14 protein-coding genes and 1 pseudogene are annotated in these 17,823 nt (G+C 63.5%); 5 read left to right on the top strand and 10 right to left on the bottom strand.

What is annotated here, in order from left to right:
- Window positions 1-90 precede the first annotated feature (90 nt).
- Window positions 91-3,240, bottom strand: a complete 3,150-nt coding sequence (locus AAFX91_RS26290) for an efflux RND transporter permease subunit (protein WP_394568596.1) — start codon at window positions 3,238-3,240, stop codon at window positions 91-93.
- Window positions 3,237-4,469 carry an efflux RND transporter periplasmic adaptor subunit gene (locus AAFX91_RS26285; RefSeq protein WP_394568595.1) on the bottom strand — a complete coding sequence of 411 codons (1,233 nt, stop codon included), beginning with the start codon at window positions 4,467-4,469 and terminating at the stop codon, window positions 3,237-3,239. The genes AAFX91_RS26290 and AAFX91_RS26285 overlap by 4 nt, the downstream gene beginning before the upstream one ends.
- Window positions 4,470-4,803: 334 nt before the next feature.
- On the opposite strand from AAFX91_RS26285, the gene AAFX91_RS26280 reads away from it, so the two are divergent.
- On the top strand, window positions 4,804-6,315 hold the full coding sequence (locus AAFX91_RS26280) for a porin (RefSeq protein ID WP_130579563.1): 1,512 nt from the start codon (window positions 4,804-4,806) through the stop codon (window positions 6,313-6,315).
- A gap of 12 nt (window positions 6,316-6,327) precedes the next feature.
- Here the strand turns inward: AAFX91_RS26280 and AAFX91_RS26275 are convergent, their stop codons facing one another.
- From AAFX91_RS26275 to AAFX91_RS26250, 6 genes and pseudogenes are all read right to left on the bottom strand, one after another.
- Window positions 6,328-7,083, bottom strand: a complete 756-nt coding sequence (locus AAFX91_RS26275) for a FadR/GntR family transcriptional regulator (protein ID WP_130579564.1) — start codon at window positions 7,081-7,083, stop codon at window positions 6,328-6,330.
- The gene (locus AAFX91_RS26270) at window positions 7,083-8,723 is read right to left on the bottom strand and encodes an acyl-CoA synthetase (protein ID WP_130579565.1); all 1,641 of its coding nucleotides are present in this window, start codon (window positions 8,721-8,723) and stop codon (window positions 7,083-7,085) included. The genes AAFX91_RS26275 and AAFX91_RS26270 overlap by 1 nt, the downstream gene beginning before the upstream one ends.
- A gap of 64 nt (window positions 8,724-8,787) precedes the next feature.
- Complete coding sequence (locus AAFX91_RS26265) at window positions 8,788-9,981, bottom strand: acyl-CoA dehydrogenase family protein (protein ID WP_245476307.1); 1,194 nt, start codon at window positions 9,979-9,981, stop codon at window positions 8,788-8,790.
- Between the two features lie 2 nt (window positions 9,982-9,983).
- A complete protein-coding gene (locus AAFX91_RS26260; RefSeq protein WP_130579566.1) occupies window positions 9,984-11,075 on the bottom strand; it encodes a phosphotransferase family protein in 1,092 nt (363 codons plus the stop codon).
- Window positions 11,076-11,323: 248 nt separating this feature from the next.
- On the bottom strand, window positions 11,324-11,782 hold the full coding sequence (locus AAFX91_RS26255; RefSeq protein ID WP_394568594.1) for a GlxA family transcriptional regulator: 459 nt from the start codon (window positions 11,780-11,782) through the stop codon (window positions 11,324-11,326).
- Between the two features lie 82 nt (window positions 11,783-11,864).
- Window positions 11,865-12,245, bottom strand: a pseudogene (locus AAFX91_RS26250) (DJ-1/PfpI family protein); the annotation flags it as partial.
- A 171-nt stretch (window positions 12,246-12,416) separates the two neighbouring features.
- Here AAFX91_RS26250 and AAFX91_RS26245 point away from each other — a divergent pair.
- Window positions 12,417-12,746, top strand: coding sequence for a DUF3817 domain-containing protein (locus tag AAFX91_RS26245; RefSeq protein WP_130579568.1), 330 nt, complete (start codon window positions 12,417-12,419; stop codon window positions 12,744-12,746).
- Complete coding sequence (locus tag AAFX91_RS26240) at window positions 12,743-13,156, top strand: CopD family protein (protein ID WP_165421157.1); 414 nt, start codon at window positions 12,743-12,745, stop codon at window positions 13,154-13,156. Before AAFX91_RS26245 ends, AAFX91_RS26240 begins: the two co-directional genes overlap by 4 nt.
- A 58-nt stretch (window positions 13,157-13,214) precedes the next feature.
- On the opposite strand, the gene AAFX91_RS26235 is transcribed toward AAFX91_RS26240, so the two are convergent.
- Window positions 13,215-14,546, bottom strand: coding sequence for a nucleotide disphospho-sugar-binding domain-containing protein (locus AAFX91_RS26235; protein ID WP_394568593.1), 1,332 nt, complete (start codon window positions 14,544-14,546; stop codon window positions 13,215-13,217).
- A 291-nt stretch (window positions 14,547-14,837) separates the two neighbouring features.
- On the opposite strand from AAFX91_RS26235, the gene AAFX91_RS26230 reads away from it, so the two are divergent.
- Window positions 14,838-16,058 (top strand): multidrug effflux MFS transporter, encoded by a 1,221-nt coding sequence (locus AAFX91_RS26230; protein WP_130579772.1) that lies wholly within the window; start codon window positions 14,838-14,840, stop codon window positions 16,056-16,058.
- A gap of 61 nt (window positions 16,059-16,119) precedes the next feature.
- Here AAFX91_RS26230 and AAFX91_RS26225 read toward each other — a convergent pair whose 3' ends face one another.
- Complete coding sequence (locus AAFX91_RS26225) at window positions 16,120-17,235, bottom strand: branched-chain amino acid ABC transporter substrate-binding protein (protein WP_130579771.1); 1,116 nt, start codon at window positions 17,233-17,235, stop codon at window positions 16,120-16,122.
- A gap of 273 nt (window positions 17,236-17,508) precedes the next feature.
- Here AAFX91_RS26225 and AAFX91_RS26220 point away from each other — a divergent pair, with 273 nt between their 5' ends.
- A complete protein-coding gene (locus AAFX91_RS26220; protein WP_165421186.1) occupies window positions 17,509-17,751 on the top strand; it encodes a DUF1127 domain-containing protein in 243 nt (80 codons plus the stop codon).
- Window positions 17,752-17,823: the final 72 nt, after the last annotated feature.

The following is a 17,823-nucleotide window of genomic DNA, read 5'->3' as shown; positions in this document are numbered from 1 at the left end:
TCAAAACGAATCGTTCCATCCAAAGCTTGAATCACAGCCAAGCACGAATGAGAATCCTGAATCCCAACAGACCCTAGTTCACCCACCATTCTACTCCGCGGGCGGCGCGTGCGGTGTTTCGGCCGGTTTGCCGAAACGGCGTTTCGCCTCTTCGCGCCAGCGCTGGAAGGTGATGTAGAGCATCGGCACCAGGAAAATGCCGATCGAGCTTGCGGCGAGCATGCCGCCGAACACCACTGTGCCGACCGCCCTGCGGCTGATCTCGGCGGCGCCGGTCGCGACCACCAGCGGCACAAGGCCGAGAATGAAGGCGATCGAGGTCATCATCACGGCGCGGAACCGCATCTGGGCACCGAGCTCCGCGGCTTGCGCAATCGGCAATCCGCCCTCGCGCTGCTCCTTGGCAAACTCGACGATCAAGATGCCGTTCTTGGCGGCGAGCGCGATCAGCACCACGAGGCCGATCTGGCCGTAGAGGTCGAGGTTCAAGCCCGCGACCTTGATCGCCGTGTACGAACCGAGCACGCCGACCGTGACCGACAACAGGACCGGGATCGGAATGGTCCAGCTCTCGTAGAGCGCAACCAGGAACAGATAGGCGAACAGCACCGCGAGCGCGAGGATGATGCCGGTCTGCCCCGAGGCCGCCTGCTCCTGATAGGCGGTGCCGGTCCATTCGTAGGAATAGCCGGCCGGCAGCGTCGCCCGCGAAATCTCCTCCATTGCGGCGATCGCGGTGCCCGACGAGACGCCCGGCGCCGGGCTGCCGTTGATGGTGACCGAACGGTAGTTGTTGTAGCGGGTGATGACCTGCGGTCCGGTGACGATCCTCAAGCTCGCGATGGAGCGCATCGGCACCATCTCGCCGCCGCTGTTGCGGACATAGATCCGCCAGATGTCGGAGATGTCGCCGCGGTTGGCGGCCTCGCCCTCCACATTGACCTGCCAGGTGCGGCCGAACAGGTTGAAGTTGTTGACGTAGATGCCGCCCAGCGTCGCCTGCAGCGCGGTGAACACGTCGGCCATGTTCAGCCCGAGCGCCTGCGCCTTGGCCCGGTCGATGTCGAGATAGATCGATGGATTGGTCGCGGTGAAGGTCGAGAATACGCGCGCCAGCCGCGGATCGCGGTTGGCCGCATTGATCAGGCCGGTCATTGTGCTGCCGAGCGCGGCCGGATCCTGCCCCTCCAGCGCATCGAGCTGATATTCGAAGCCGCCGGAGGTCGAAAGCCCGATGATCGGCGGCAGGTTGAACGGCAGGATATTGGCCTGCCGTATCTGCGCGCCCTCGCCAAACATTCGCCGGATCGTCGCCTGCACCGAATCCGCGGCCGCCCGCCGATCGGCGAACGGCTTCATGCGCGCCACCATGAAGGCCGAGTTCGGCTCGCTCGCGCCGTCGAGCAGCGAGAAGCCGATGATCGAGAGCACGTGCTCGACCTGCGGCATGTTCTTCAAGAGCGCCTCGACCTGCTTGGTCACCTGGCTGGTGCGCGACACCGACGCACCGTCAGGCAATTGCACCGAGATGAAGAAGGCGCCCTGATCCTCCTCGGGCAGGAAGCCCGTCGGCGTTATTCGCGACACGCCGAGAACGCCGCCGGCAAACACCAGCACCGCGACCAGCGACAATATCGCCACCCGCAGCAGCCGGCGCACCATGCCGGCATAGCGGTCGCGGACCCAGTCGATGCCGCCGAGCACGCGCCCCATGATGCCGCGGCGCGGCCCGGTATGCCGCAGGAACACGGCACAGAGCGCCGGCGACAGCGTCAGCGCGTTCAGCGCCGAGATCACCATCGCCGCGCTGATCGTCACCGCAAACTGGCGGAACAGGGTTCCGGAGATGCCGGGGATGAACGCAATCGGCACGAACACCGACAACAGCACCAGCGAAATCGCGATGATCGGCGCGGTGATCTGCGCCATCGCCTTTTTGGTGGCCTCCGCCGGCGACAGCTCGGGCTCGCTCTCCATCACGCGTTCGACATTCTCGACCACGACGATGGCGTCGTCGACCACGATGCCGATGGCAAGCACCATCGCAAGCAGCGACACGGTGTTGGCGGAATAGCCGAGGATCAGGAGAACCGCGAAGGTGCCGATCAGGCTGACCGGCACCGCGACCGCCGGGATCACCGTGGCGCGCAGGTTGCCGAGGAACAGGAACACGACGATCACGACCAGCACGAAGGCTTCGCCCAGCGTCTTCAGCACTTCCTTGATGGTATCGGAGACGAAGGTCGTGGAGTCGTACTGCACCAGATAGGTCAGGCCAGGAGGAAACCGTTCCGACAATCTGGTGAGCGTGGACTGCACCGCCGCGGCGGTGGTCACCGCATTGGCCCCCGGCGCAAGATAGATGCCGATCGGCACGCCGGGCTGGCCGTCGATCCGGGACTCGCTGTCCATGTTCTGGGCGCCGATCTCGACCCGGGCGACGTCGCTGATCCGGAGCACCGAGCCGTCCGGATTGGCGCGCAGCACGATATTGCCGAACTGGGCCGACGTCGTGAGCCGCCCTTGCGTCTGCACGTTGAACTGGAACTGCTGGTCCTCGGCGATCGGACGGGCGCCGATGCGGCCGACCGGCGCCTGCACGCTCTGCGCACGGATCGCCGCGATCACATCCGACGGCGCCAGATTGAGGCTGGTGAGCCGCTGCGTGTCGAACCAGATCCGCATCGAGTAGTTCAGCTTCGCGAACAGCGAGGCCTGGCCGACGCCCGGCGTGCGCGAGATCGCATCGAGCACGTTGATGATCGCGTAGTTGGTGATGAACAGCGGATCCTGCTGGCCGCTCTTGCTGTACAGCACGATGAACTGCAGCACCGCCGAGGATTTCTTCTGCACGACCAGGCCTTGCGCCTGCACCTCGGTCGGCAGTTGCGCGAGCGCGCTCTGGACGCGGTTGTTGACGTTGACGGTGTTGATGTCAGGATTGGTGCCGAGCGCGAACGAGACGGTCAGCGTGTAGCTGCCGTCATTGCCGCTGGTCGACTTCATGTAGAGCATCTTGTCGACGCCGACGACCTGGGCCTCGAGCGGCTGCGCAACGCTCGATTCCACCACCTCGGCGGAAGCGCCGGGGAAATTGGCGGTGACGGTGACCTGCGGCGGCACGATGTCCGGAAACTGCGCCACCGGGATTTGCAGCAGCGCCAGCGCGCCTGCGATGGTGATGACCAGCGCGATGACGATGGCAAGCCGTGGACGATCGACGAAGACGGCGGAAATCATGGGCTGGTGCCCGCAGGCTTCGGACCGATCGCACCGCTGCTTTGGCTCGATCCGGTGTTTTCCGCCGTTTCCTTCAGGCTCGACTGGATCAGCGCGCTCGCCGGTCCCGGCGCCACGGGCTGGCCGGGCCGCACCCGCTGCATTCCTTCAGCGATCACCTTCTCTCCGACCGAAAGCCCACTCGTCACCGCAGCGATGGTCGCGGTCGACTGTCCGAGGACGATCCGGCGCTGCTCCGCCTTGTTGTCGGCCCCGAGCACGAAGACATAGTCGCCCTGCTGATCCGACAGCACGGCCGAGCGCGGGATCGCCACCACATCGACCGGCTGCACGCCCTCGAGCAGGACGGTGACGAACTCATTGTCGGTGAGCTGGCGCACGGTGACGTCGTCTGCTGACGACAGATGGGGCAGCACAGGATTGGGGATAATGCCGCGCAGCGTGATCGTGTCGGTATTCTGCGCGATCGTGTTGTTGACGAAGTTGAGCTGGCCGACCTGGTCATAGAGCTTGCCGTCGGGCAGACGGACCCTGATCACGACCGCCCTGAACCCGCCCAGCGTCGCGTAGCGGTCGCGCAGCGTGAGGGCTTCGCGCACCGAGACCGGGAAGGTGACGTACATCGGGTCCTGGCTCACGATCGTGGTGAGCACCCCCGAGCTCGGGCTCACGACGTTGCCCTCGGTCACCGCCGTGCGGCCGAACTTGCCGTCGATCGGCGAGCGGATCTGGGTGTAGTCCAGATTGATCTTTGAGAGGTCGACTTGCGCCTGGGCGGCCTGCACCTGCGCTTCCAGACTCTGCTCGTTCGCGAGCGCGGCATCATAGGTGGACTGCTGGCCGGCCGGGCCGCCGAGCAAGGCCTTGGCGCGGCCGGTCGTCAGCTTGGCGTTGACGAGGGTCGCCTGCAATTGCGCGACCTGCGCCTTCTTGGACTCAAGGTCGGCCTCGAACGGGCCGCGCTCGAGCTCGTAGAGCATATCGCCGGTCTTGACCTCGGCGCCTTCGACGAAGTTCCGCTTTTCCAGGAAGGCGGTGACGCGGGCGACCACATTGACGCGATTGGTGGCCTCGATCCGTCCCAGGAACTCGTTGGATTGGGTGACGGGCCGCTTGACCGCCTCGATGATACCCACAGCCGGGGGTCCGGCGGCCTGCTGGGCCTCGGCGGCGGCCAGCGCGCCGAACATGGCGGTCCCCAATGCGACGGCACCGGCGAACCGGGCCATTGTTATCCCTGCAAGACTCACGTTTCGCGCCTTTGTCCCGTTTGATCCGGATCAATAGCATCCGGATCGGGAAAGCCAACGGTATGAACGTATAGCAACGGCAGATCGATGCTCTGTCGATGGCTGGATCGCCGCGTTGCACCAAAATGTGATGGCGGAGGATGGGATCCGGTCCACGGGGGCCTCCGCTGGTAGCGCTGTGTGGCCCGGCCGCTACTGGAACGAACTTTTTTGGCTGGGCGCTGCACAACCTGTTGAATGTTGCTTGCTGCACGATCGGCCGGCAAGCCAAGCTTGGCCAGGCGCCGTGGGGCCGGTCGCCGGGAGCTTTCTGATGGCAAAGCTCGGGATCTGTGCGGCATTCCTTCTTGCGGTTGTCGGCGCCTCGGGCGCATCGGAGGCATGGGCGGCCGACGTCACGCCGACCAAGGCGCCGGCGGCTTCGGCCATGACGCCGCGTCCGTGCACCGACCCATCGGACTTCGTCACGACCAATTGCCAGCTCACCTGGGAAGGCATCACGGTCTTCGGCATCATCGACACCGGCTTCGGCTGGCAAAGCCACGGTGCGTCGTTTGATCCGCGATCTGCAGTTGCAGCCTCCTACCTGATCCAGAAACAGAACCGGTTGGCGACATGGACCCTTGCGCCCAATGCGTTGAGCAATTCGACCATCGGCATCAAAGGAACCAGGCCGATCGGCGAGGACTTTTCTTTCGTCTTTGACCTCGATGCCGGCTTCGACCCCTACTCGCTGCGATTCTCGAATGGACCCGGATCGATTGCCGCGAACGCCGGCGTCCCGCAAAACCTGCAAACCGCCTACTCGGATTCAAGCCGCGCCGGCCAGTGGTACAACGGTCAGGGCTACGTCGGCGTCAGTTCTCCCACTTATGGCACGCTGACCCTCTTCCGGCAGAACTCGCTGACGCTGGATGCCGTGTTCGATTACGATCCGTTCGGCGCCTCCTACGGATTCTCGGCGATCGGCTTCCAGGGTATAACCTGCGGCGGCGGCAACACCGAAAACTGCAGACACTCGACGTCGGTGAAGTACCGGTACAACTTCAACCACTTCCGGGCAGCGGCGCTGTGGCAGTTCGGCGGTTATGACGAGAACAATGCCTCCACCGGCGCCTATCAATTCCAGCTCGGCGGCGACATTCCGATCCGCGGCAATGACGTGCTCTCGGTCGACGCCATTTACAGCCATGTCAAGAATTCCGTATCGCTCGCGCTGGCGTCGGGAGCAAACGCAAACAACGCGTTTGGAGCGCCGATCCCCCCGTTCCTGCCGCAGACCCTGACGGCGACGATCTCCGACAACACCGCCGCGATGTTGGTGGCGAGATACACGACCAAGTCGCTGAAGCTGTACGCCGGTTACGAATACATCCGATACGAGCCGCCGAGCAATCCGCAAGTCGCCTTCACCGACATCGCAGGAAACTTCCTTTGTCAGGGCTGCGATGCCCTCAACAACACGAACATCAACAATGCCGCGTTCGGCGTCGGCGGGCTCGGCAACAAGACCTTTCAGGTCATGTGGGCCGGCGCGAAATACTCCATAACCGACGATCTGGACGTGATCGGCGCCTATTATCACTACATCCAGGACTCCTTCTTCGGCACTGCCGCCAGAGGCCCCGCCTTCTGCTCCTCTAGCGAACACCCGCAATGCGCCGGGACGTTCGACGCAATTTCCACCGCGGTCGATTGGAGGTTTGCGCCTAAATGGGATACCTATGTCGGCGTGATGTTCACGCAGGTCAACGGCGGATTGGGGTTCGGCTTCTTCGAGCATAGCAACGTCGCCACTACGGCCGGGTTGCGCTTCCGCTTTTGAGATTGACGCGACCTACGCGGGTCGCTGCGACCAGCCTACCGGCGCGTCGATATCGAAATTGGCAAGCTCGTAGCCGCGGCGGAAATCGACGATGTGCTTGTCCATCCAGGACCGCGCCCCGGCGGGGTTGCGATCGCTGAGCGCCCGCAGGATCTTCTCATGGGCGAACACCAGGCGCTCGCCCGCGTTCAATCGGGAGAACACCCGCAGGAAAGCCGGATAGAATAGCTGGCTCATCGGCTCGCGGCTGAGCTGCAGGGCGCGGTTGCGCGAGGCACGCGCGATGATCTGGTGAAACTCGATATCGAGTTCGACGAGGCTCTGCTTGTCCTCGAGCGCCGTCTTGGTCTTGTCGACATTGGCCCGGAGCGCGGCCAGCATATCGTCGTCGATCCGCGTCGCGGCGCATTCGGCCAGCACCGGCTCGAAACAACGCATGCTTTCCCAGAGTTCGAAGAAGCTGATCTCCTGCAGCACGATCGCCGCCGTCACCTTCTCGGAAATGTCGGCCTCACGGGGCACGGAGACATAGAGCAGCTTGCCGCCGTCGTGACGGCGGACGAGGCCGTTCTGCTCCAGCACCCGGATCGCTTCGCGGACCGTCGAGCGGTGGACACCAAAGCCCGCGGCCAGCGCGGTCTCCGCTGGCACCCGGTCGCCGACGGCCCACTCGCCCGACATGATCTTGGCTTCGATGCTGCGCACCACGAACCGGTAGACCGGCTCGTTGCGCTCTTGGACGTTGTTGCTGAGATCCGCTACAGACATCAGACGACGCCTCGCGCGAACTCGCGGTCGCGCAATTCGCGGCGACGGATCTTGCCGGTGATCGTCATCGGAAGCTCCGCGATATACGCGATCGCGCGCGGATATTTGTAGGGCGCGGTGACCGACTTGACGTGATCCTGCAATTCGCGCGTCAGCTCCGGCGACGGGGCATGGCCTTGCCGCAGCACGACGAACGCCTTCACGATCTCGCCGCGCTCGATGTCGGGACTGCCGACCACCGCGCACATCTGCACCGCCGGATGCTCGGCCAGCGCGTTCTCGACCTCGATCGGGCCGATGCGATAGCCTGCTGAATTGATCACATCGTCCGAGCGCCCGCGATACCAGAGATAACCGTCGGCATCCTTCTCCGCGCGATCGCTGGTCAGAAACCAGCGCCCGTCGGGACCGTCGACAAAGCAGGCCGCGGTGCGCTCCGCATCCTTCCAGTAGCCGAGCATCAATTGCGGGTTGGGCATCTTCAGCGCGAGATCGCCCTCCTGCCCCGGCGGCAAGCGGTTGCCATCAGCGTCGATCACATCGAGATCAGAGCCCGGCGACGGACGCCCCATCGAACCGTAACGGACCGGCTCGGTTGGATAGTTCAGCGCGACCATCAAGGCTTCGGTCTGCCCATAGGCTTCATCGATGCGGATGCCGGTCGCCGCCTCCCAGCGCTCGGCGACGACGGGGTTCATGGCTTCGCCCGCGGTGACGACGCGGCGCAGCCGGCCGAGATCACCGCGTGCGCGGACTTCGCCAACGACCCGCGACAGCTCCGTGCCGGGCGCGCAGTAGACAGTGACCTGGTGCTTGCGCAGGAGTTCGAGCCGATCGTTCGGCACGAACGGGCCGTCGAAAAAGAAAGAACAGGCGCCGCAGCTCAGCGGTCCGAAGATGATGCTCGTGCCCGCCTTGCTCCAGCCGGTGTCTGCCGTGCACCAGATCACCTCGCCGGGACGCAGGTCGAGCCAGTAGATCGCCGACACCCGCCACGCATAAATCGCCCGCGCGGCATGGACGACGGCCTTCGGGTGGCCGGTCGAGCCTGACGTGTAGTACATGATCGCGGGATCTTCGGCCCTGACGATCGCCGGCTCGATCGTCTCGGAGGCGCGCGCCACTTCGCTGTTCCAATCGAGCCAGCCCGACGTCTGGCCGAGCGCGATCCTGACCGGGATCAGCGTCTCCACGGATGCGAACTTGGCGGTCTGCCCGGGACGGCAGATCGCCGCCTTGGCCTCGGCATTGGCGACGCGGTATTCGATATCGCGCGCCGTCAGCATCTCGATGCACGGGATCGGCACCGCGCCGATCTTCATCGCCGCAATTAGCGCGACGAACCATTCCGCCAGCCGCGGCAGCATGATGATGACGCGGTCGCCCTTCTCCACGCCGTTCGCCCGCAAAACATTCGCGAGCCGGTTCGTGAGCCGCGACAGATCGGAATAGCTGTAGCGCCGGGTCTCGCCGGCGGCGTTCTCCCAGATCAGCGCCGGACCATCCTGCTCGCGGGCGCGGCGGTCGATGATATCGGCACCGAAATTGAAGGTCTCCGGCACCTGCCAGCGGAAATTGGCGCACAAGCTTTCATAGCTTTCGACCGCAGGCTCCTTCGGCGGTGACCAGATATCGCGCATCATTTCCTCCGTGTTCGCGCGTTTTGCGCTTGTTGTTTTGTTTTGCTGCGGCTCTTACCGCCGCCTATCGGCCGCCATGGGTCACGATCCGCCGTCCGATCGCCCAGCGGTGCACTTCCGACGGGCCGTCATAGATGCGGAAGGCGCGGACGTCGCGATAGAACCGCTCGACCACGGTATCGCGCGTGGTGCCGAGCCCGCCGAGGATCTGCAGCGAACGGTCGGCGACGCGCGCGATCGCTTCCGAGCAGATCACCTTGGCCATCGAACTTTCGCTCGAGGCCCGCTCGCCTTTGTCGAGCATCCACGCCGTGTGCCAGATCGTCAGTTGCGCCTGATGGATATCCATCGCGTTGTCGGCCAGCATGAAGGAGACGCCCTCGTGCTCGCCGAGCGGCTTGCCAAACGCCGTGCGACGCCGCGCGTATTCGGTAGCGATCTCCTGGGCGCGGATCGCGGCGCCGAGCCAGCGCATGCAATGCGTCAGCCGCGCCGGCGCGAGGCGAACCTGGGCGTGGCGAAAACCCTGTCCGATCTCGCCGAGCACGGCATCGGCCGGCACGCGCAGCCCGTTGAAGCGGACCACCGCGTGACCGCCGACAAAGCTGGAATCGATGGTGTCGAGCGTGCGCTCGATCGTGATGGCGGGATCGGACATGTCGGCGAGGAACATGGTGGCTGCCCCTTCCATTCCGCCGCCGCTCGTCTTCGCCATGATGATCGCAAAGGCGGCGCCCTCGGCGCCGGTGATCAGCCATTTCTCGCCGTCGATGACCCAGTCATTGCCATCGCGCCGCGCCGTCGTCTGCAACTGGCCAGGATCGGAGCCTGCGCCGGGAGCAGGCTCCGTCATGCAGAAGCAGGAGCGGACTTCTCCGGTCGCGAGCGGCTTCAAATAGCGCTCGCGCTGATCGGGCCGCGTCACGACATCAAGGAGATGGATGTTGCCCTCGTCGGGCGCGGCGCAATGCAGCGCGACGGGACCGAGCATGGAATAGCCGGCGGCGGTGAACACGGCGGCGCGGCCGATATGCGACAGATGCTGGCCACCATATTCCGCCGGCGCATGCGGCGCGAATACGCCGGCCTTGCGCGCGAGCGCATTGAGCTCGCGCCGCAGCTCATCGGTCGGTCCATGGGACGTCCAGCGCTTGTCCTTTTCGAACGGGACCACCGTGTCCTTGACGAAGGCTTTCACGCGATCGGCCAGTTCGGACACGCGCGGCGGCAGCGAAAAGTTCATGTCGAGTTGATGCATCGTCAGTTTCCTCGCTCAGTTCCGGTCGTGGCATCGCGCGCGACCAGAAGAATATCTTCGCCAACGCGGGCGAAGTCGGCATAGCGATTGTCCCTCACCGCGCCGTTGACCCATTGGCGGTGCAATTGCAGGAACACGATCCCGAGCTTGAACAGCGCGAGCACGCGCATCGCCGGCAGGTCGTCGATATCCAGACCGGTCAGGTCGGCATAGCGCCGCGCGACCTCGGCACGCCGCCAGAATCCGGGCTGAGCCGTCGGCATCTGCTGCAGCCGCTGCAACGCCGGCGGATCATCCGGCTGCGCCCAGTAGCTCAAGAGCGTCGCCAGATCGAACAGCGGATCGCCCCGCGTTCCCATGTCCCAATCGACCAGCGCGACCGGCGAGAGCGTCTGCGGATTTAGGATCAAATTGTCGAGCTTGAAATCGCAGTGCAGCAGCGTCGGTGTCCGGTCGCGGAATGTCTGCCGGGACAGCCACTGCGAAATGTCCTGCAATAGACCTTGCAGCGCGCCATCCTCGGCAACCAGCGCCCCACGTTTCGACCAGCCGGCAATCGCGCGGGCGATGAAACCCTCGGGGCGACCGAGATCCTCAAGTCCGACCGCGCGCGCATCGACCCGGTGCAGCGCGGCCAATGTTGCAACCATCATCTCCGAGAGAATCCCGGGTGCATCGTCGCGCCCCTGCAGCGGCGACAGATCCGCGCCGCGGATGACGAGCCCTGCGCGATACTCGATCAGTTGGAAGGGAACGCCGATGACGCTGCGGTCGCCGCAATAGTGCAGCCCCCTTGCTATGAAGGGCAGCGCATCGGCAAGGCGCGACAGGATGCGATGCTCGCGCGCCATGTCATGGGCGCCCGGTGGCAGGTCGCCGTCGGGCGGACGGCGCAGGACAGTCGGGGCACCGTTGGCGATCAGGAGATAGTTGCGATTGGCGAGGCCACCGGCGAACTGCCGGATCGGCTGCGCCAGATCGACACTCATGCCGTGCGCTTCCAGATAGCGCGCAAGGCGATCCCAGTCGGCCGGCGCGGTTTCCGCGGCCGACAATAGTCCCGGATTTCCTGATAGCGACGGATCAGCAATCACGCGCGCCTCGGCCTCCCTATTCCAAATATCGAGGTTGGAGCCCTCGCCTACCGCCTCCGGCGGCGCGGGACCATTATTGTCGGACCAAAATTAGCGCCAAGACAGCCAAGCTTGCAACTGGCGACCAGCCAAACCGATGCCTCGCTCCTTCGGATTCCCAATAAACTATTGTAAATTATCAATATTTCTCAAGTGGCATCTGAGAAGCCAAATCCACCACCGCACATATGTCGGACAATAAATCGCGGTCAGCGCTCCCGGGCACCGAAGCGTTGACGGTAGGCGGTCGGGCTGATGCCGGCGACTTTCCGGAAGCGCGATCGGAAGGTAACCGCGGATTCGAATCCGACCGAGCTTGCAATCTGATCGACCGAAGCCTCGCTGGCTTCGAGCAGTTCCTGCGCCCGGCGGATGCGCATCTTGAGCAGCCATTGCAGTGGCGTCGTTCCGGTCTGTTCCTCGAACCGTCGCGCCAGCGTCCTCGGACTCATGCGCGCCTGATCGGCCAGCATCCGAACCGTGAGCGTGCGGTCGAGATTGGCGCTCATCCAGTCAAGCAGCGAGGCCAGACTGGCAGCCGATTTCGGCGGTTCGTGGCGGATGAACTGGGACTGGCCGCCGTCCCTGACCAGGGGCGCAACGGCGAGCCGCGCGGCGTCGGCCGCAACGGCTTGGCCATGATCGCGGCGTAGCAGATGCAGGCACATGTCCACCCCGGCCGAGGCTCCGCGAGGCTCCGGCGGAGGTGATCAGGCGCCCCTCGTCAACGAACAGCACGTTTGGATCGACCTGGATGCGGGGATAGCGCCGTGCGAACTCGTCTGCGCAAATCCAGTGCGTCGTGGCCCGCCGCCCATCCAGAAGGCCGGTTGCCGCCAGAACGAAGGCTCCCGAACAGATCGACGCCAGTCTCGCTCCGCGCTCCCAGGCAGATCGAAGCGCCCCAAGCACGGCCGGGGAGACCGGAGCGGTCGGATCCTCCACTCCCGGCACTAGGACCGTATCGGCCGACACGAGCTCCTCGAGGCCCCACTCCGTTTGCAGCGTGAAATTCCTCGACCGAACTTCGGTCGCCTCACTGCACACGCGGACACTATAGCTGGCAACGCCACTCGCGCGCCCGAACACCTCGCACGGGACCGACAGGTCGAACGGCACGAAGCCGTCCATCGCGAGAACTGAAACTTTATGCATGGTCACCTCGGAGCGAGCATCTACCACGGCGAACATAGCCGAAGCGCGGTTTGGCGGGAAATGATCGCAGGTTGTCATTTCGGCCACTCACCGAATGCGCGACGCATTGTCTATGCATGCCGCCGGTCTTGAAGCGGGAAGGTGCGCGTGTCCAACGATTACGAATCGACGCAGTTGCGGTGGCTTGGGATCCTGTCGGTCCTCGAGGCGACGACGCTGGTCCTGCTTGTCGCAGTCGCCGTGCCACTCAAGCATATCGCCGGCTGGAACGTCGCCGTCCATGTCATGGGGCCGGTCCATGGCCTTGCGTTTCTCGGCTATTGCTGGGCTGCGATCCAGGCGGTCACGGAAGGCGGCTGGAGCCGATCGGAGGCGGTGCGGCTGTTCGCGACAGCGTTCATCCCATTCGCTGGCTTTGCCAATGCGCGGCTTATCGCACGAAAGTCCGCAGCTTTGCGCACCGGTGCGGTCCAGTGAGCCTTGCTGCGCTTTACCCATGGCTGAAGGCACTGCATGTCGTCAGTGCCTTCCTTTTCGTAGCCGGCACCATCACCACCTCGATCGTGCTGGCGGCAGAGCGCGCGAATCCGGGATCGGTCGAGCCTGTCGCGGGTTTTCTGGCCAAATCGGAACGCTGGCTGACCACGCCGGCGATGCTGCTGGTCTGGGCTTTCGGCTTGACGTTGGCGGTCACGGCCGGGTGGTTTTCCAACACGTGGCTGCAAGTCAAGCTCGCCTTTGTCGTTCTGCTCTCGGCCGTGCACGGAATCCAGTCAGGCCAGCTCCGGCGCCTTGTCAGGAACAAGGCGCTAAAATCCTGGACAACGCTGCCCTTGATCCTCGTCTCCATGACAGCGGTGGTCGTCCTAGTCGTGGTCAAGCCCTAGCCGATCTCGGCGCGCAGTCCGATAAGACCGACCGACGACTCCTGGCGGGACGGCAGCCTTATCGCCGCGCGGCTTTCTTGGCGCGCGGGCGATCCTGCGAGGGGGTCGAGATCTGTTGCCGAAGAATGCGACGGATCTCCGATGCGGTATCGATCTTGCGAATGTCCTCCGCCAGCGACGCTGCGCGCTCGCGATATTTCGGATCGTCCAGCACCGAGCGCACGGCGGGGCGCAATTGTTCTGCGGTGGGTGCGTTGGTTGCCAGATTGATGCCCACCCCCGACCAGGCGATGCGGACGCTGACATCGCCCCGGTCGGCTCCCGTTCCCGCCACGACGATGGGAACGCCATAACTCAAGGCTTGATTGACACTGCCGTAGCCGCCGTTCGTCACGAATGCATCGGCCTTCGACAATGCCCACTCGAACGGCAGATACTGGGCAACCCGCACATTTCCAGGCAACGGACCGCCGAGCACATCGATCGGACGTCCACCCGTTGTGACGATTGCGAGAACATCCGGCTCTTTCGCCAGCGCCTCCAGCGTCGGCAGGGTCAACTCGCTGAAGTCGTTATTGGTCAACGTGCCCTGGGTTACAAGAACGACTTTGCGTGAACCATCCAATTCGTAGGCCCACGAAGGTACCGGCGCCTGGTTCGGCGTGATCGGCAGCGGGCCGACGAAGTGTACCGAACTTGGCAGCCGGCGGCGCGGCAGCTCGAACCGCGGCACCGTGAGCTGCAAATAGACATCGGGCAGCTCCACCATCGCGTCATAAAGATTCATTCGCAGCGGCCTGCTCCCGATCTGGGCCAGGTACTCGTTCACGCATCGTCCTGCCGGGCCAAAGACCGATTGTTCGTAGGTTTGAAAGAGCGCGGCATACTCCCTTAGTTGCTGGTCGTTGCGCGCGGGCGGAATGCCTGCATCGTTCGGGGCGCCGTCATCTCGACGTGACAGGAGATAGGTCGTTCCAAGCAAGGCCACGGACGGCCGCCGTGCGCGAGGACCGAGCAGCATCGGCAACACGCCCAGCATGAGATGATCGCCGATGATGATGTCGGGAGGAAACTCCTGCATGACGATTTTGATGCTCTCATATTGAGCCAGCATGAAATCGGCGAAACCTTGCTCCAGGATCAGCCGCAATTGCTGTGCGCCGGGCGTCGCCGTCATGATTTCCGGAAATAGCTTGGCGGCGTCTCGCGTATCGATGTCGGCCGCGGGCACGAAACTGCGGAATGTGGCGCCGATCTCTTCGACGCGGTTTCGCAGATAGCTCGATGTCAGGCCCATGACCTCCCAACCGTCCGCGATCAGGACCCGCCCGACTCCTAATACTGGATGGAGATGTCCCATCATCGGGGACGAGACGAGAAGCGCCTTCATGCACGGTCTCCGTTGAGCTAGGTAATTGAGCCGAGGTCACTGACGGCCCGTCGACTACGACCGGCCAATCACAGCCCCTCATTAGTGTTCGGTCGGTGTTACGGTTAGGTCACCGGAGCGGACGAATGCGCTACAGCCGCAACAATCCTCATCGAAGCAGCCACGGTTACGGAAGTAACAGAGCGCACGCGGACTGAAATCAGCGCGCAACATTCCGCTGACAGTGTCGGGCGTGGTCCCTCGATCGAGCGCTCAACGAACGACACAAACCTTCGGCAAGCAAAAATCCAAATGACGGTGCTTCCAGGCAAAACGGACTCGGTCACGTTCTCCTGTCTGCTCGGTTTGATGGCCACTCTCCCGGGCTTCGGCACCGACATGGCGCTGCCGGCCCTTGCGGACACAGCCACTTCTCTTGCAGTTCCGGTACATAGCGCCGGCCTGACGATCAGCAGTTACATGATCAGCTTCGGCCTTGCGCCGCTGGCGTTCGGACCGCTGTCGGATCGATACGGTCGCAAACCGGTGGTCACGCTTGGCACCATCATCTTCATCATGGCCTCGGTCGGATGCGCGCTGGCACCATCGCTGCCGGTGTTGATTGCGTGCCGCGTCATCCAGGGCATCGGCGCGGCAGCCATGACCCTTGCCATCGCGATCGCCCGTGACACGTTCGACGATACCATCGTCCGCCAAAAACTGTCGAACATCGTCATGGCGATATACGTCTCCCCAATCGCCGCGCCGATGGCTGGAGCGGCCCTGCTCGATCTCGCGAACTGGCGCGCGATCTACGCAAGCCTTGCGGCACTCGGGATTCTCTTGCTGATAGGCCTGCGCTTTGGCCCCGACTACGGCCGGAAGCCGCGGCCGGCGACCCGCTTCAGCCTCCTGGCGCTTGTCGGAGATTATCGCTGCGTCCTGTCGCATCCGACCTGTCGCGCCTATCTCCTTGCCGCCGCGGCGTCCTTCGGAGTTCTCGCCGCCTATGCGACGGGGTCCTCCCTTTTCCTTGTCCAGGTCGCCGGGCTGAGCTCAACACAATATGGAGTCATATTCGGCCTGACCGCGCTGGCCGGAATGGCTGGAGCGTTCCTCGACGGCCGGCTCAACGCACGCGGAGTTCCATCGCATTATTCGTTGTCGATCGGATTTTCCATCCAGGCGCTTACATCGTCGGTCCTGCTGGCCATGACGCTGTTGAACTGGACGCCGACCACCATCGTTATTCTGCTGTTCGTCGCCGTCGTATTCAGCGGAGGCATCGGGGCGCCAGGCCTCATGCAGGGAGCGCTGCAAGCGCTGCCGGAAATGGCGGGCACCGTCAGCGCCGCAGTCAACTGTCTTATAATGATATCCGGCGCACTATCCAGCGCGCTCACGGCTGTTCTCTTCGACGGCCGGACGGCGCTATCGATGGCCGGCGTGATGGAATTCTGCGCTCTCCTTGCACTGCTGTTCTTCGCCATGGCAATCGGGCGAACCAGGCAACAGGCCGTGGTGCCGTCTTGAGACAGCGTCTACATACGCCAACGAGCGGAACCCGTCCGTTGGCCCTGGACATCATGCTACCTCACAGCCCCTTGTCGACCTGTGCGTAGCCGCCCTTGGCGTCCCACTTATAGACGACATAGTCGATCGCCTTGATGTCACCCTTGGAATCGAATGCCATCTTGCCGAGCACGGTGTCCCACTCACCGGCCTTGATTGTATCCATCACCTTCTTCGGATCGGTCGAACCGGCCTTCGCCACCGCCTGCGACCACACCTGGAACGCCGCATAGGTGTAGAGGGTGTAACCCTCGGGATCGATGTTCTTGGCCTTGAACTTCTCGACGATTGCCTTGGCGGTCGGCTTTTCGCGCGGATCGGGACCGAAGGTGAACAGTGTACCTTCCGCAACAGGACCGGTGATCGAGGCGAACTCCCGGTCGTTGATCGCATCGCCCGCCATCAGCACCGTCTTGAGCCCTTGATCCCGCATCTGGCGCAGGATCAGGCCTGCTTCCTGATGATAGCCGCCGAGATAGACCAGATCGATGTTCTCGCGCTTCAGCCGCGACACGATGGAGTTGAAATCCTTGTCGCCCTTGTTGAAGGATTCGAACATCTTCTCGGTGACGCCGGCCTTGTTGAGCGCCTTCTTGGTCTCGTCGGCAAGCCCCTTGCCGTAGGTGGTCTTGTCGTTGAGGATCGCGATGTTCTTGCCGGCGAAATTCTTGGCGATATAGGCGGCGGCAACCAGGCCCTGCTGGTCGTCGCGGCCGCAGACCCTCAGCACGTTCCACAACTTGCGCTCCGTGAGCAGCGGATTGGTCGAGCCCGGCGAAATCTGCAACACGTTGCCGTCGGCATAGGCTTCCGACGCCGGGATCGACGACGAAGAACAATAGTGGCCGGCGACGAACGGAATTCTCGCACTGGCGATCTTCTCCGCCACCGAGCGCGCCTGCTTGGGATCGCAGGCGTCGTCGTTGACATCAAGCACCAGCTTCCTGTTGAGGAGGCCGCCTGCGGCATTGATGTCGGCCACCGCCTGCTCGGCGCCGTTCTGGAACTGGCGGCCGAACGCGGCTTCGCTGCCGGTGATCGATGAGGCAACCGCCACCCTGATGTCCTGGGCCAGCGCTGCAGAGGACAGCACAAGTGACGCACCTAGTGTTAGACCGAAGAGCTTGACCACTTTCATACGAAAGTCCTTGGGGTTGTTTTAGAGAGACGGCGACTGCGCCGGCCTCTTCATAGCATGGCCGGCTGACATCGGCGCGATGTCACCGTATTTTTTTACCAGCGGCGCTGGCTCCATCAAGGGCGAGGTGGCGCGAGCTCTGTTATCCGTTATCGCCAGGAAAGCGGCCGCGGCCACGCGTTACGGCCGTAGCCGTATTTTCCGGCGTCGGAATGGTCCGGAAACATGGCTGCGGCAGAGTCTCCCGGGACTGATATTTGCCGGGAGATATCGATGTCACACATCGACCAACTGTTTTACACCCGACCATATCCGAAACGGACCCAACGGGCGCCGAACGCTCCGCGATGGTATGTCTCGATCAGCGCGATGGTGACGTTCCTGCTGTCGAAGATGAGGGAAGAACTGGCGATACGCCAGGCCACGGCAGAGCTGCGGGATCTCGACGACCGAATGCTGCGCGACATCGGATTATCCCGCTACGATATCGCCTCCATCCGCAGGCGCGAAACCTAGGCCGTGTGGACTCTTGGGATTCTCAAATCAGATTGAACGTGATTCAAGGCTTTCTTTTAGGAGGAAGCCTTG

The sequence above is a fragment of the Bradyrhizobium sp. 31Argb genome (assembly GCF_043638955.1).
Lineage (GTDB): Bacteria > Pseudomonadota > Alphaproteobacteria > Rhizobiales > Xanthobacteraceae > Bradyrhizobium.
Note: the sequence above shows the minus strand (reverse complement) of the source record. Positions and strands in the feature narration are given on the sequence as shown.